13 protein-coding genes and 1 tRNA gene are annotated in these 15286 nt (G+C 62.4%); 9 read left to right on the top strand and 5 right to left on the bottom strand.

What is annotated here, in order from left to right:
* The first annotated feature begins 1 nt into the window (after position 1).
* Genes ACODSY_RS01775 through ACODSY_RS01760 form a run of 4 tightly spaced genes read left to right on the top strand, consistent with a single transcriptional unit; the run spans position 2 to position 6471 of the window.
* On the top strand, positions 2-1501 hold the full coding sequence (locus tag ACODSY_RS01775; protein WP_488949906.1) for a type I restriction-modification system subunit M: 1500 nt from the start codon (positions 2-4) through the stop codon (positions 1499-1501).
* Positions 1491-2681, top strand: a complete 1191-nt coding sequence (locus ACODSY_RS01770) for a restriction endonuclease subunit S (RefSeq protein WP_488949905.1) — start codon at positions 1491-1493, stop codon at positions 2679-2681. The genes ACODSY_RS01775 and ACODSY_RS01770 overlap by 11 nt, the downstream gene beginning before the upstream one ends.
* Positions 2678-5722, top strand: a complete 3045-nt coding sequence (locus ACODSY_RS01765) for a type I restriction endonuclease subunit R (RefSeq protein ID WP_488949904.1) — start codon at positions 2678-2680, stop codon at positions 5720-5722. Before ACODSY_RS01770 ends, ACODSY_RS01765 begins: the two co-directional genes overlap by 4 nt.
* Positions 5722-6471, top strand: a complete 750-nt coding sequence (locus ACODSY_RS01760) for a M48 family metallopeptidase (RefSeq protein ID WP_488949903.1) — start codon at positions 5722-5724, stop codon at positions 6469-6471. Before ACODSY_RS01765 ends, ACODSY_RS01760 begins: the two co-directional genes overlap by 1 nt.
* On the opposite strand, the gene ACODSY_RS01755 is transcribed toward ACODSY_RS01760, so the two are convergent.
* The 5 genes from ACODSY_RS01755 to ACODSY_RS01735 form a co-directional block, all read right to left on the bottom strand.
* The gene (locus ACODSY_RS01755; protein ID WP_488949902.1) at positions 6452-7858 is read right to left on the bottom strand and encodes a GmrSD restriction endonuclease domain-containing protein; all 1407 of its coding nucleotides are present in this window, start codon (positions 7856-7858) and stop codon (positions 6452-6454) included. The genes ACODSY_RS01760 and ACODSY_RS01755 overlap by 20 nt on opposite strands.
* Before the next feature lie 209 nt (positions 7859-8067).
* Positions 8068-9876 carry a DUF7380 domain-containing protein gene (locus ACODSY_RS01750; RefSeq protein WP_488949901.1) on the bottom strand — a complete coding sequence of 603 codons (1809 nt, stop codon included), beginning with the start codon at positions 9874-9876 and terminating at the stop codon, positions 8068-8070.
* A 183-nt stretch (positions 9877-10059) separates the two neighbouring features.
* Positions 10060-10734, bottom strand: coding sequence for a hypothetical protein (locus tag ACODSY_RS01745; RefSeq protein ID WP_488949900.1), 675 nt, complete (start codon positions 10732-10734; stop codon positions 10060-10062).
* A gap of 193 nt (positions 10735-10927) precedes the next feature.
* The gene (locus ACODSY_RS01740) at positions 10928-12610 is read right to left on the bottom strand and encodes a DUF6538 domain-containing protein (RefSeq protein ID WP_488949899.1); all 1683 of its coding nucleotides are present in this window, start codon (positions 12608-12610) and stop codon (positions 10928-10930) included.
* A 103-nt stretch (positions 12611-12713) separates the two neighbouring features.
* Positions 12714-12789: transfer RNA gene (locus ACODSY_RS01735), tRNA-Ala, on the bottom strand.
* 96 nt (positions 12790-12885) lie between these two features.
* Here ACODSY_RS01735 and ACODSY_RS01730 point away from each other — a divergent pair.
* From ACODSY_RS01730 to ACODSY_RS01710, 5 genes are all read left to right on the top strand, one after another.
* Positions 12886-13191 carry a YggT family protein gene (locus ACODSY_RS01730; RefSeq protein WP_488949898.1) on the top strand — a complete coding sequence of 102 codons (306 nt, stop codon included), beginning with the start codon at positions 12886-12888 and terminating at the stop codon, positions 13189-13191.
* Positions 13191-13481, top strand: a complete 291-nt coding sequence (locus tag ACODSY_RS01725) for a DUF167 family protein (protein WP_488950152.1) — start codon at positions 13191-13193, stop codon at positions 13479-13481. Before ACODSY_RS01730 ends, ACODSY_RS01725 begins: the two co-directional genes overlap by 1 nt.
* 170 nt (positions 13482-13651) lie before the next feature.
* Positions 13652-14002, top strand: coding sequence for a BON domain-containing protein (locus tag ACODSY_RS01720; RefSeq protein ID WP_488949897.1), 351 nt, complete (start codon positions 13652-13654; stop codon positions 14000-14002).
* Positions 14003-14027: 25 nt separating this feature from the next.
* Positions 14028-14774, top strand: a complete 747-nt coding sequence (locus tag ACODSY_RS01715) for an SIR2 family NAD-dependent protein deacylase (RefSeq protein WP_488949896.1) — start codon at positions 14028-14030, stop codon at positions 14772-14774.
* Positions 14775-14852: 78 nt separating this feature from the next.
* Positions 14853-15263 (top strand): hypothetical protein, encoded by a 411-nt coding sequence (locus ACODSY_RS01710; protein WP_488949895.1) that lies wholly within the window; start codon positions 14853-14855, stop codon positions 15261-15263.
* Positions 15264-15286: the final 23 nt, after the last annotated feature.

Below are 15286 nucleotides of genomic sequence, written 5' to 3'. Positions count from 1 at the left end.
AGTGGCTAAGCTCACACAATCAGAACTCGAACGGCATCTCTGGCAGGCGGCGGACATCCTGCGCGGGACCGTCGATGCCGGGGACTACAAGCAATACATTTTCGGGCTGCTTTTCTACAAACGGCTCTGCGACGTTTGGGACGAAGAGTTCGAGGCTCTGCTGGCTGAAACCGGCGACCGCGAGGAGGCCGCCGAGCCCGACGAGCACCGCTTCCACATCCCGGCCGAGCACCGCTGGGATCAGGTTCGAAAGCAGTCCACCCAGATCGGCCAACGGCTGAACAACGCCTTCGCAGCCATCGAAGACGCGAACCTGCGACTGCGCGGCGTGTTCGGCGCCGTGGACTTCGCCAATCAGGAACGCTTCCCCGACGCGCGGCTGGAAATGCTGCTCTCTCACTTCGAGAAGATCGGGCTGCGAAACGCCGATGTGCCCGCTGATGTGCTGGGCGACGCTTACCTCTACCTCATCACGATGTTCGCCGAAGGCGCGGGCAAGAAGGGTGGTGAGTTCTACACGCCCCGGCAGGTCGTCCGCCTGATCGTCGAGTGCCTCGATCCGCAGCCCGGCATGTCGATCTATGACCCCACCTGCGGCTCGGCCGGGATGCTGCTCGAAGCCGTCCAGCACCTCAAGGATCGCGGCCAGAACCCGCGCAGCCTGTCGCTCTACGGGCAGGAGAAGAACCTCGGCACTTGGGCCATCGCCCAGATCAACCTTTTCCTGCACGACATCGACGACGCCTTCATCGCCAAAGGCGACACGATCCTTGATCCAAAGCGATACGACCCGAAGGCCAAGGAGTTCGTCGCGGGCGTCGGTGCCTATGACCGAGTGATGGCCAATCCGCCGTTCTCGGAGAAGGTCTGGGGCTATGAAGTTTGGTCTAACGGCGACCACTACGGCCGGGACAAATACGGTTGCCCGCCAAAGGTCTACGGTGATCTCGCCTTCGTGCAGCACATGGTCGCCTCGCTGAAGGACGACGGCATGTTGGGCGTCGTCGTGCCGCACGGAGTGCTTTTCCGAGGCGGCGCCGAGGGCCGCATCCGCGAGGCGATGCTGAAAGCCGACATCATTGAGGCGGTGATCGGGCTGGCGCCCAACCTGTTCTATGGCGCGACCATCCCGGCGGCGATCCTGATTGTGCGGAAATCCAAGCCTAAAGATCGGAAGGGCAAGGTGCTGGTCATCAACGGGGACGCCACCTTCCTGCCGGGCAAGGCCCAGAACGCCTTGACCGACAAGAACGTCAAGACGTTGGCGGATGCATTCCACGCCTTCACCGACGCCGACAAACTCGCCCGCGTGGTGCCGGTGGACGAGATCGAGTCCAACGCGTTCAACCTCAACATCAGTCGTTATGTCCAGACAGGAGCGGACGCCGAGATTGGCGATGTGGCTGCCGAGGTCGCTAAGCTGCAAAGCCTCATCACTACACGGAACGAGGCCGAAGCAGTCATGTTCGAGCATCTCAAGAGGCTCGGCTATGCGGGCTGACGGGGCGGGCTCCAATCAGAGCAAAGTCGGCGATCTAGTAGAGATTCTCTCGGGCTTTGCCTTCAAGTCCGAGCAGTTCACGAGTGATCCCGATCTGGGGATGCCGCTCATTCGCATCCGCGACCTGAAATCGAACGAGACCACTTGCCGATTTGTAGGGGAGTATGACCCAGCCTACATCATCAGGAAGGGTGACATTATCATCGGGATGGATGGCGCGTTCTTGGCTGTCCGGTGGAGCGGCGAAGATGCCCTGCTGAACCAACGGGTGCTCAGGTTGAGGTCGTCTCGTCCCGATGAGTTGGATGAAGAATACCTCTTCTATCGCATGCAGCCGGAACTTGAGCGGCTTGAGCGAGCGATAACGGGGACTACGGTCAAGCACCTCTCGACCAAGGACATCAAACGTCTCATCTGGCAACTTCCCCCGCTCGGCGAGCAGCGACGAATCGCCGAGGTGCTGCGGTCGGCGGATGAGGCCGTCCTCGCTTCGGAAATCGTGTCCGACCACTATGGATCAGTCATTCAGAAGGAGGCGGACTCCGTCATTAGGCGTCTGATCGCCGATGATGCCGTGAGAAGCGTCAGGCTAGGTGAAGTCGCTAGGGTAAAAGGTGGGAAGCGGCTCCCAAAAGGCAGTGAATACGAAGAGGCTCCAACGGGTAATCCATATATCCGTGTGACAGATTGGGACGATTACACCGTTAGCCCCGCGTCGGTTCGTTGGATTTCGAATGACGTTGCCGCGTCCATTTCACGATACAAGATTTCATCGAATGACTTGTTCATTTCTATTGCCGGTTCAATCGGCCTTATAGCTTCAGTTCCTGAGGTATTGGATGGGGCCTACCTGACCGAGAACGCGGCAAAGATCGTCGTCAACGATGCGAATGCCGTGGATACGGGCTATCTGCTGGTGGCATTGCGTAGCGAAACACTTGTCGGGCAGATTCGCCAGCAGAAGGGCATTGGCGGGGGAGTTCCGAAGCTCGCGTTATTTCGGATCGAAGATTTGGTCCTGCCACTGCCGCCAATCAAAGTGCAGCGAGAAATCGCCGCGTCCTATATTAGCCTTAGGTCGGCGAAAGAGCGTTCGGTATCGGCACTTCTATCGGCGAGAAGTTTGAGAGCCCGTCTCGCAGATGACCTCCTAACTGGCGGCGTTCGGGTGCTTGCATGAGCGAATATCGCCTCGCTGAAAAGCCGACGCTCGATGCCCTGACCACGCTCGGCTACCGACTGCTGTCGCCCGAGGCGGCGATGGCGATGCGGCAGGAAGAGAACCGCGTCATCCTGAAGCCCGTGCTGGTCGAGGCGTTGCAAGCCCTAAACGGGATCGGCGCGGCGGACGCCGAGGCGATCTATGGGGAGCTATCGACCCTTTCGGACAACGAGGAATGGCAGCGCAAAATGCGCGGTGCCTATTCGCGCCGACCGACCGGCGAGGCCCGTGACCGGCCGATCACCCTGATCGACTTCAAGCACCCCGATAGGAACCGCTACCACGTCGTCCGCCAGTTCCGTGTCGCGGCCCAGCGTGCGCGCATCGCCGACATCGTGGTGTTCGTGAACGGCATTCCGCTGGTCGTGATCGAAGCCAAATCGCCTTTGAAGGCGACGGCGCGGGCTGACGAAGCCTTCGAGCAGATCAAGCAATATGAGCGAGACATCCCGCGCCTGTTCCACTCCAACGCCTTCAATCTAGTGACGGACGGGATGAGGACGGAATACGGCGCCACAGGCAGCCCGTCGCAGTTCTACGCACCTTGGCCCGATGCGTGGCCGCGCAGCCGCGACGAGTTTGCCGACGACCTTTCCAAAGACCTCTGGTGCCTGATGGAGCCGTCGCGGCTGCTCGATCTGCTGGCCCACTTCATCGTCTTCGAAACTGACCCGGAGAGCGGCCGGAAGATCAAGAAGGTCTGCCGCTATCAGCAGTTTCGAGCGGTCAACAAGGCGGTCGCCCGCGTCGCCGAGGGCAAGCTCAAGAAGGGCCTGATCTGGCACACGCAGGGGTCGGGCAAGAGCCTGACCATGGTGTTCCTCGCGCTCAAGCTAAAGACCCATCTGACGTTGGACGCGCCCACGCTTCAGAACCCCAACGTTCTTGTCCTGACCGACCGTATCGACCTCGACGATCAGATTTCCAAGACCTTCGTCGCCTGCGGGCTGCCCAACCCGAAGCAGGCGGCATCGGTCAGCGAACTTCGCGAAGCCGTCGCGCGCGGCGGCAACGGCCAGATTCTCCTGTCCACCATCTTCAAGTTCGCCGGATCAAAAGACCCGATCCCGAACTCGGACAACTGGATCGTGCTGGTGGACGAGTGCCACCGCACGCAGGAGAAAGACCTCGGCGCCTTTCTTTCCGCGACCCTACCCGACGCCCGGTTCTTCGGCCTCACCGGCACGCCGATCAAGAGCACCGACAAGGACACCTACGCGCGGTTCAGCGAGCCCGGCGAAGGTTATCTCGACAAGTATGGGATCGACGACGCCGTGCGCGACGGCGCCACGGTGCCGATCCTCTATGAGGGCCGGAAGACCGACTGGTCGATCAACGAAGCCGAACTCGACATCCTGTTCGACCGTTGGTTCGTCGATCTGCCCGATGAGAAGCGCGAGAAGCTGAAGTCCAAGGGGCTGACACTCGCCACCATCGCCAAGCACCCGGAGCGCGTGCGGCTGGTCGCCTTGGACATCTGGGAACACTTCAAACAGGTCTGCCGACCGGACGGCTTCAAGGCCCAGATCGTCGTTGTGGATCGTGAGGCGGTCGTCCTCTACCGCATGGCCTTGGCCCATGTGATCGCCGCCGACCTGATGAAGGGCGGCATGGACGAGGAAGCGGCGAAGGCGAAGGCCGACGCCATGATCGGCTGCGTCTTCTCGAAGAGCCAAGAGGACAACAAGCCGTCCGAAGACCCGGATGTCGCCGCCGTGCGGGCCGAGCTTGAGGGCTGGTATCTCGACGACGCGGCCGAGAAGGAGGCCAAGAAGCGGTTCAAGGCGTTCGGCGAAGAGCCCAGCTTCCTGATCGTCTGCGACAAGCTGTTGACCGGCTTTGACGCACCCATCGAGGCGGTGATGTATCTCGACAAACCGCTGAAGGAGCACGGTCTGCTTCAGGCCATCGCCCGCACCAATCGCACCTGTTCGCTCAAGCGGCCGGACGGCGTGGAGATCGAGAAGCCCCACGGCCGGATCGTGGACTACATCGGCGTCACCAATCACCTCGACGAGGCTCTGGCCTCCTACCGCGCCGAGGATGTGCAGAATGCGCTCCGCGACATCGCCGTCCTGCGGAATGACCTGAAAGAGGCCCATGCCCGCTACGCCCGTCAGAAGCGACTGATGGGCCTCGATGGTATGGACGAGAAGGCGGCGGCCTATGCCGTCGGCAAGCTCGCCGCCGAGGGCCGGGAGGACGACTGGTTCGAGCTTCAGCGGCTCACCCGCAACTTCGTGCGCGTCTACGGCGACCTGTCGCCCGATCCGGCGATCTTGGAGTTCACTGCCGAGGTGAAGTGGGCGGCGGCGTTCCTGCGGCTGGCGACACAGGTGATCTCGAAGGACGAGAGCCTCGATCACCGCAGCTACACCGGCAAGATCAGGGACATGCTGGAAGAGCACGTCCACGCCACTGGCCTGTCCACCACCATCCGCCTGCGCTCGATCACCGACCCGAACTTCGCCGACGATTTCGAGGTCGAGGAAAAGACCGAGGAAGAGCTTCAGGAGGCGTTCGTCCGCAAGTCGGCCGAGCTTCGCCGCGTCACCCGCGAACTGGTGGACAAGAACCCAGCCCAATACGGCCGCTTCTCCGAGCGGGTGCTGGAAATCATCCGCCGGTTCGAGGAAGGCCAGATCGCCGCCGCCGAGGGCCTCAAGGACTTCGAAGACCTCACCGGCGGCATCAATGCCGAACAGGGCGCCCACGCCGATCTGGGCATGGACGAGCGGGCCTTCTCGATCCTGCGGATCATGGAGACCATGGCGCCCGACACGGATCACGCGAGCCTTCAGGCCGCCGCCATCGGCGTCGGTCAGATCTACGCATCGGCCCTGCGTGACCAGCCTTCATGGTTCTTCATGGACGGCTACAAGAAAGACCTGCGGAAGCAGGTCAGACCCATCCTCCGCACGCACGGCGTGGCAGATGCCTCGGCGGTCGGCGAGAAGATCGAAGAGTTCGCCGTCCACGCCTACGCCGGGTCGCACTGATGCCCAGCCTCCGCGTCGGCCAGACGGAAATCCCCTACGAGCTTCGCCGCACGGCTACGCTCTCGGAGCGGCGGATTACTGTGATGCCGGGCGCCGTCGAGGTGCTGGCCCTGACAACCGACGATGACGCGGCCATCGAGGGCTTCCTCGCCCGCAAGCGACAATGGCTGTTCGACACCGTGCGAGAGATGGAAGAAGCGGTCGCCAACCGGCCGGTCGTCCCCCGCTTCATGAGCGGCTCGAAGATACCGTTCCGAGGGCGCCAGTCCTCGCTGACTGTCCGTCGCCATGACGGACCTCACATCGAGATCGCGCACCGGAACGGCTTTCTCGTAGACCTGCCGTCGTGGGTCACTGAGGACGCCGCAGACGCCCTCGTGGCTATGGAGATCAAGCTCTGGCTGAAGCGGCGCGTCAGGCTCGACGTGCGCGAGATCGCGGGCGCCTACGAGAAGCGGTTCGGGCTCAACCCCCGTTCAATCCGGGTGGCCGAGTTCGCTACCGGCTGGGGCTCATGCGGGCCGAGCGGGACCATCCACATCGACTGGCGGCTCGTCTTCGCGCCCAAACGAGTTCTGGAATACGTCGTCGTCCACGAACTCGCCCACCTGAAGCACCGTTCGCACGGCGCGGAGTTCTGGGCGTTCCTTACGTCGATCCTGCCGGACTACGAGCGGCCGAAGGGCTGGCTCGACACGCATCAGGGCGCGTTGGACGCTTCGTTCCTGTCTACACAGGCGCTTCGCTAGAGATTGACGGTTTCGGCTGGGACGCTTTTTTCTCGGCGAACTTCTTTGCGAACGCGGCCGTCGCCGCAGCCCCTTTCGGGTGACAAGCCTTGTGAACAAGCGCGCCGTTGTCGAGGGTCGTCATGCCACCGGCGGAATGCTCGACTACGTGGTGCACTTCACAGTCGTTCCAATCCACAGTCCCATCGCATTCGGCGCACCGCTTGCCTTGCGCGTAGAATAGTATCGTTCTCTCAACCTCGCCGAATAGCCGGGTCGCGTCCTTTGGAGCAAGGGGCTGCAAATACTCGAACATCTTCTCGACGTAGAACCGGTGGCGCCTGCTGATGTTGTCCCCTCGGTCGGAATTGACACGAGTCCACTGACCGTAGTGGGTCCAAAATTCGTGAGCGATCCCAGCGTCGTTTGCGGCTTTGCCCTTAGCAAGGCCCTCCAGAAACTTATCGAGCGCTGCTGGAAAGCGATCTGCCCAGTTTGGCGGGTAGTCGTCCCACAGCGCATCGACTAGGAGCGCGGCGTGGATGGCGTCGTGTCCACGGAGCTTAGGGTGCTTGCCGCCAACGAGCATCTTCTCGATTTTCGATAGAACATCGTGAAGCCGTTGGGTGCTCGGCGAGCCCTGATCGAAATCCAGGTGGTCATAATAGAAGGCGTTGATCGCCTCAGCGTTGATGTCGCAGAAGGCGTCTGCCCCTTTGGATTTCCGGGTCAAGAATAACATTGTGAGCTGGGCAGCTAATTGCCGCGTCTTGCCCCGATCCGTTGATGGACGCATCCCCAGAACTTGAGTGAAGAAGCTGTGGCCAGGATACCGCGCGACTTCGGGCTTTCCACCAAGCTTCAGGACGAACTCGGTGAAATTTCCCGGCCACGCGTCCCTAGTTTCCTGATGGTTCAGCGGAAGGCCGCTCTGCAACCGGACGAACAGATCGCGCACCTCGTTCACTTGATCTGTTTCGATCATCGCTACGGCGATTTCGGTGCCTTTGAACCGCTCTTTCAGGTCTGAAGGGAGAGCGTCGAACGTCTTGCCTCCCCATGGGCAAGGCTGATCTTTGACGAAGGCTGGAAATCGCGCGACGGCTTCGTCGGCCACGGGATCGAAAAGCGAAAACGCGCCTTCAAAATACTCATAGATCGCGTTTATGCGCTGTTGTCCGTCAATTATCTCGAAGTCATCCCGCGCGTATTTCCCGACACCCTTCTTGATGTGGTGCAGGTAGATGATCGGCAGAGGATAGCCGCGCATCATGGAGTCTATGAGTTTACGCTGCTGGGTGCGGCTCCAAACCGCGCCGCGCTGATACTCGGGGTTGACCCCCAGCATGCTGTTCTTACGAAGCTCGATTAGTTCGTCGACCGTATGCCGCGCCTGTGTCGCCTGCATGAGCACCCCCGCATCTAAGAGAAGCGTAGCTAGGCTTGGACGGGGCGCAACCCCTGGTCGCTACGAGCGGCGACGGCACGGCCGTCGGACCTGACATTGCGGGTGTCTGCGTGGTTGCTGTCGGCCCACAAATCCCCGAGCGAGACTGGATCAGAACCAATCTGGCTTGAGTGCCGAACTCCTGAAGGTGACGAATCTTGCCGTCGGCGTCACTCGACAGTGACGACGCCTGAATCATCGTCCCGAGCAGGGTCCGCCAGCGCACCCAGCAAGAGCAGCGAGTGCACAATCCAAAGGGTCGTGCCCTCGTTCATGGCGTCGGCGTGCAGCAAGCCGTGGGCAAATTCGTTTCGAAGGTTCATGCCGCGCGGGTCGGCATAGATGGTCGCAAAATGCAGCGCGACGTCATCGCCCATCGCTCCGAGTGAGGCCATCGCACCCTTGTTGTAAATGACGTCACCCATACCGATGGCAACCTGCGCAGTCTTGAATGCAGGGTGTGGTTTGGTGGTGGCGTGACCACCGCGCCCGACAAGTTCGCGCAACGCCCCTTCTACCTGTGGGATCAGCACATGAATGGCCTTGGTATGATCGCCCGACAACCATGCCTCCACGCCCTGCCGCAACAGGGTCCCATCGCCGAACAAGCCGCCTCTGTTGGCCCAAGCGACGAAATGATCGGTCGCGATGTTGTGCACCTCCATGGCGTGTCGCACCGCCCAGGATAGCCATGTGGTCGAGAAGTTGATCTGCCAGAGAGCTTGCCGCAGAACACGGCCATAGGGGTCGTCTTCAACGGAGCCAACCGTGGCCACCACGTGGTCTTCGCCCATGATCGTTTGCCCGATCATGGCCATCAGAGGCGCGGATTCCTTTTGCTCCTGGATTTCCTTTTCAAGGGTCGCTCGTTTGAGCAGGAATTCTCCCGCTATCCGCATCAGCGTTTCGGGACCGCTGGCGACGACAACGGCGGCTAGAAACCTTTCACGATCTTCGGCGCTGATCTCGACGGTGTGCGAAAATGTCGACATCTGCTCACGAGCCTCGCGCACCTTCTCGGCCATCAGCCGTCTTATGCGTTCAGCATCCTTACGATCGCCAGCGGCCTTGTAACCATCCATCGCAGTCTGCAACGCAGCGGATGCCAACATTGCGTCACCCAGGCCGGCAAAGTGTTCAAAGGTCCCGGCGATCGTGCGGTGGAGGCGGACGGCCTCGGAACGGGCGCCCAGTCGCCCGTAGTGCTTCAACAGACGTTCAGCTACGTCCTGAGAGCCGTGGGGGTCGAAGTCCTGGCCAGCCGCGTCGGAAAGTCGAAGCAATAGGGCTTCGAGCCCTTCGACCAAGCCCACTCGCTCAGCGTCGGTGAGCCTCGTTCGCTTGTCAGCGACAAGAGCGTCATAAACTTGAAGCGGTCGCCCACCAGCCTCAATGGCGACGGAGTGCAAGCTCAGCAGGGTGGTGCGCGCCGCATCTAAGAGAGGACCATCCTTCAGGGTCATAGCGAGCGAAAGCGCTCGCTTGGCACCCTCAACTGCGAAGTGAAGCTCCCTATCGGGGCGTTGAGCCGCCGCCAAATAGGCATTGATTGCTATCGTGGCAAACGCGCTGCTCGCGCCCCTTCCCGTTATCTTCTGGGCCAAATCCCAGACCAGATCGGCATAGCGAGCGCGCAGGATCGGGTGGCTCACACTTCCGGACCGACCCTTCCAATGGTCAACAATTTCGGCGTCGGCATCAGCAATGTCAGGCGAGAAGAATGGTGTGCCATCGCCTCGGGTGCCCGATGCCATCGGACCGAAGAATGTCCCCCATTCGCTGGGTCGCGCATGGGTGGGCATCAGCGCAAAAGCCAAAACTTCGGCCCAGGCACCCTTGTTCTCCTCGCCTGAGGGCGACGTAAGGTCACTGCGGGCCGCTTGCAGTGCACTTGCCACATCACTTGCCTCAAATGGCTCCGTCTTCGCATCGAAGGAGGCGATCACGGCGTCTACAGCATCGGGAACGATCAATGTCATCACACTCGCAAGTGGTGACGGTCTGGCTTGAGGCAAAGGCCACCCGGCTGGGCCAGCGTCAATTTGGGTTGCAACGGTCCAGGCCAGGATGAGGGACCTAGCCATCTCCTCAGCGAGGATCGCGGCCTTCAGCTAGGATTTGGTGCGGACGATAAGCGAGCCGGAAATGCGGGAGGTAGTCAATCAATCGCGCTCGGGCTTGGCCCGCTGCCGTTCTTCGCGCCGCCAACGCCGCTCCAATGCGCGTTGCTCATGTAGACGGTCTGCTGACGTGTAGACATCCACCTTCACCTTCTTGAAGGTGCTGGCGACGGTTTGCCAGTCCTCTCGCAGCTTCTTCATCTGCTCTGCGATTTGCACGGCCGGGTCAGAAGCCCCCAGTCGAGAGATGCCCTTGAGGGCACCGAGGTCTAGTTCGTAAGTATTATTCTCGCGCACCTTATCGTCTCGGGAACGCTTCCACGTGACCGCAACGGTATACTTCTGATCAATGATGGGCTCGAACTCTGTTAAGTAGCTTGCGATGCCGTGGCCCGGCTTCAGCACGCTCAAGCGCTGCAACGGAACTTGCTTGTCTGAGCGAGCCTCTCCGTTCTGCAACGGCGGATCAAATTCGACTTCGATATCATACGCGGTGGCGTTCCCAGTGTTCTCAACACGCAAGTCCGCATGGATCATCGACCAGCGATTGGGCTCTATGGTGGCAACAACATGGGGCTGTGAACTGGCGTCGGCCATGCGACGCGTTTCGACAGCCAGCACCTTCGTGACCCGCCAGAGTAGGAGGGTGGCCAGGGCGGTGACCACAGCACCAAGAACGCTCACCACCGTTACGATAATTGTCAGCCAGATTGGCAACCCGCTCTCCTGGCTCGACGTCAAAACTCCACGACGCGCATGGATGAGCGGGGAAACTAGATGTTGTTCAGCTTGGAGCCAAGCGATGCCGCTCCATTGAGCGGTAGACCCATCGTGACATGGCGGCAGACGGCGTTGTCAGCAGTCCTTGATACATTGGTGCACGGTAGCCGCTCAGACCCTTCAGCCGAGCCTAGCTTGGATAGAGCCCCGACAAATCCAGGGCGGGATACCTGACCTTCCCGATCTCTTCGGCGAAGACCGCTGCCAGCACCATCGGCGAGCCCCCATACAGCTTGTCTGTGCCCTCACCGGCCCAGCCGCCAATCATCCGCGCGCGCTCCTGCGAAGTCCCTGCCGCCTGTAGGGCGTCGCGGAACGAATGGCGGAACGAATGGAACGCCTTTCTGCGGTCGGAGACGCCGCAGCTATCCAGGAAGCGTGCGAACCACTTGCTGAAATTGTCGCTCGCGTATCCGGTGCTGGCTAGGGACAGATCGGGGAACAGGCGCGATCCTGGCCGATGTAGGCGGCGAATTTCGTCAACGTAGGTCAGAAAACCGAGCTTCTTCAGTTCGTCGTGGACGGGAACAATCCGCCGGGCCGCTGGCGTCTTCAGGCGCTTCGTGCCGTCCGGGCTGTCCGTGACGCGGATGACGGTGTGATCGCCGACCACCGCAATATCATCCTCGGTAAGTTGGCAAACCTCGCCCAACCGCAGTCCGGAAAACAGCGCGATCAGAGGCACCCAGTAGCGGCCCCTGCGCGGCCTCCTAGACCCTGGCTGCGCATACCCAGCGCCATCGTCCACGCAGCCGACAAACAGGGGAGCCGAGAAGATCACCGCCAGATCATCGTCATCGAAGGGGAGGCGTTTGTCCTCCGGTCGCACATCGTCTGGCACGAGGAGGTGGGACGTGAGGTCCGCCTTCACATGGCCCTCGCGAACCGCATATTGAAACAGCGTCGTGAGGGCCGCGAGATAGGCGTTCACGGTGGCTGGGCTCAGGCGAGCCCCCTTGGCGTTCTCTGGAAGGTCGAGAAGCTTCCGAACCGACAGGCCGGGGAAGCGCTGCTTCGCGTTGGCGGGCAGACGGCAAAGGTCGTCCCGGAAAGCGCGCATCTGATCACGCTCGATGCGATCAACACGCGCGCCCGCGCCGAAGTATTCCTTGAACAGGCGATATTGAGCCTCGCGCTTCTTGGCCGTCTTGGGGGCCAAGCAGGCTTGCGCCGGTTCCTTGGAAAACCGTTCGATAAGCTGCGTCAGGGTGACGGAGCGAAGTTCAGTGATCTCCGCCCGCGCCGTCAGCCCTGCCAACTCAGGATTTAGCGACACGTCCTTCGGGCCACCGAAACGAACTATGAGCCGCTTCAGCCGCTCGGCGTTCGCCTCCTGAATTAGCGACTGGAGCCTTAGGAAATCGGGGCTGCTCTGATCAAGTTCGACGCCTTCGGCATCGAGCAGCTTTCGAACCGCCTGACGAGTTGACGGTTCGGATTGGCTCCAATCAAGAGTGTCGCTCAGTTCTTCGCTGAGAGCGCAGGCGTCGATCTCACCCGCCGTCAGTCCTCGGTCGCGCTGCTGGGCACGCACGAACCACCGCGACATCAGCCCCCACAGTTCATCCTCTGCCAGAACGGCGCGCGGCGCGGCGCTTCCTGCCTGCACCAACGTGCGCCGCGCGTGATCGAGGGTCGCCCGCGCCCTCAGAACCTCAAGCGGAAGTATTCTTTTCGCCTCGCGGGCGTCGCGCGTCCGAAGGGAGCGCTTGATTTCCCGCTTGCCGACGATGGGCTGGAGTTCTTCAGGGACACGCATGCGGAAGTGCCACACGCCGTCGCGGGATTGGAGGTGTTGTAGGCTGCGGGACAAGTTGGGCTCCAATGGGCTTTGTGTGCCAAGCGTGTGCACCGAGAGCCCCCAAAGCCCTTGAATGCAAACACTTTCCTTGCAGGTGCAAGGACATCAGAAATCCTGGTGGAGCCGAGGGGAGTCGAACCCCTGACCTCCTCATTGCGAACGAGGCGCTCTACCAACTGAGCTACGGCCCCAGGAAGGCGCGGAATAAGGCGATAGAGACCCCACCTGTCAAGCGCCTCTGCGCAGCGTCGCCTTGCCACAGCCGCAAAGGCCGGTAGAACCGCCCCATGATCAGCTTTCTCTACTTCGTGATCGATGGGCTGCTGGGCCTGCTGATTCTGGCGATCATCGTCAGCGCGATCTTGTCGTGGCTGGTCGCCTTCAACGTGATCAACCTGCGCAACCAGTTCGTCTATGGAGTGGCGCGGTTCCTGGACGCGGTGACCACCCCGGTTCTGCGGCCCTTCCAGCGGCTGATCCCGCCGCTCGGCGGCGTCGACATCAGCCCGATCATCGCGATCCTGATTCTTCAGGGCGTCCGCGGCTATCTCCTGCCCTGGCTCTTCCGGCCGCTGATCGGCTTGATCGGCTGATCCGGCTCACCGTCAGGGTCACGCCGCGCGGCGGCCGCGACGCCGTCGAAGGCTGGAGCCTCGACGAGGCGGGCCGGCCCATCCTCAAGGTGCGCGTGAGCGCGGCCCCGACCGACGGCTCGGCCAACGCCGCCGTGGTCGTCCTGCTTGCGAAGGCCATGCGGATTCCCAAGTCGGCGGTGCGCATCGCCGGCGGCGAGACCGCGCGGGTGAAGCGGCTCGAGATCGACGCCGACCCGGCGGAATTCGCGCAGGCCTTCGGGAACCCGCCCGATCATCAAAAGTTATAACCGCGATCGTCCAACGACTTGCCTGTCGGACACGGACGATCCGGATCGGCCCGACCAACACCCTGGCATCCCCCCCGACCGAGGTCGGGCCGATCCCCATCCCAGCATCACGGAACGCTCCGCCCGCTCGCAGGTTTTCAAACCGTGCAGCTTTGAGAAAGGAGCCTCCCATGGACGATCGCCAGGGCCTTCACGCCGGCAAGGGACCGCGAGGCTGGACCCTCACCGACAGTCGCCTGATCGACGAAGTCTCGGACCGCCTCATGGAAGACCGCCTGCTGGACGCCCGCGACATCGAGGTGTCGGCCGATGCCGGTGTGGTGACGCTGAGCGGCGAGGTCCCCGGCGCCTCCGACATCGCCCATGCCGAGATGCTGGCCCGGGAGACCGCCGGAGTGCGCGACGTGCGCAACCGCCTCAGCTTCCACCCCGGCCCGCGCGCGGTGGACAAGCTGCGGCCAGAGGAAGAGCCGAACCTCAATGGTCGCTGGGGTCGTTGGGTGCCGCCCTTCATCACCTGAGGCTTCCCGCGCTAAGCTCGCATCCATGTCCAGCCGAGCCGAACTTGCGCGCCTGATCGCCGACGCCCGCCGCGTGGTGGTGTTCACCGGGGCGGGAATCTCCACTGAAAGCGGCATCCCCGACTTCCGCAGCCCCGGCGGGGTGTGGAGCAAGATGAAGCCGATCTATTTCCAGGACTTCGTGGCCAGCGAGGAGCGCCGCCGCGAAGCCTGGGACCGCGCCTTCAGCGGGCGCGCGGGCTGGGTCGGCCGCGAGCCCAACGCGGGGCACATGGGCGTGGCCCGGCTGATCGCGCAGGGCAAGGCGACGTCGGTCATCACCCAGAACGTCGACAATCTGCACCAGGCCTCGGGCGTGCCGGCCGGCCAGGTGATCGAACTGCACGGCAACGCCAGCTACGCCACGTGCCTGGAGTGCGGCCTGCGCCACGAGTTGGAGGACCTCAAGGCGCTCTACGAGGCCACGGGCGACCTGCCCGCCTGCCGGTCGTGCAGCGGCGTCGTCAAGACCGCCACCATCTCGTTCGGCCAGGCGATGCCCGCCGGCCCCATGGCCCGCGCCGAGGCCGAAACCCTGGCCTGCGACCTCTTCCTGGTGCTGGGCTCGTCGCTAGTGGTCTACCCCGCCGCCGGCTTCCCGATCATGGCCAAGCGAAACGGCGCCCGGCTGGCGATCGTGAACCGGGAGGAGACCGAGCTCGACCCGTACGCGGACCTGGTGCTGCACGACGAGATCGGTCCGGTGATGACCGTCGCGGCGCCGGCCAACTAATTTCCGGGTCTGGTCGATTCGTCACACCCGCGCCTTGATCTTCGGGCTATGCGCTGCGGATTCTCATCGGAGTCTTCTGTGATCAGACCTGCCGTCGTGGCCGCCCTTTTCGCCGCCCTCCTCGCCGCGTGCAGCCAGGGTGGCGGCGCCAAGACCACCTCAAGCGACCCGTATGCCGGTCTCGACAGCCAGATCCTGGCGTGGCGCACCGAGATCGAGGCCGGTCACTCCGCCTGCGCCAACAAGGTCGAGGGCAAGGGCTGCCAGGACTTCCAGGTCATGTGCAAGGCCGCGCAGGAGATCACGCCGGACGAGGTCGCCAAGGGGATCAAGGCGCAGGTCATCGCCGCCATGACGTTCGCCGGCCGCAACCCCGACGGCTCGACGGGCAAGTCCGGCTCGGCCTTCGCCACCTTCTCGAAAGCCGGCGACACCTGGACCCGCGCCGAGGCGACGCCGGTCAACCTGTCGACCTGCGCCCCGCTCTAGGTCAAGGAGATCGAGCCTGTTTA

The sequence above is a fragment of the Phenylobacterium sp. FG114 genome (genome assembly GCF_057809855.1).
The sequence above is the reverse complement of the archived record's forward strand: the minus strand, read 5'-3'. Positions and strand labels throughout refer to the sequence as shown.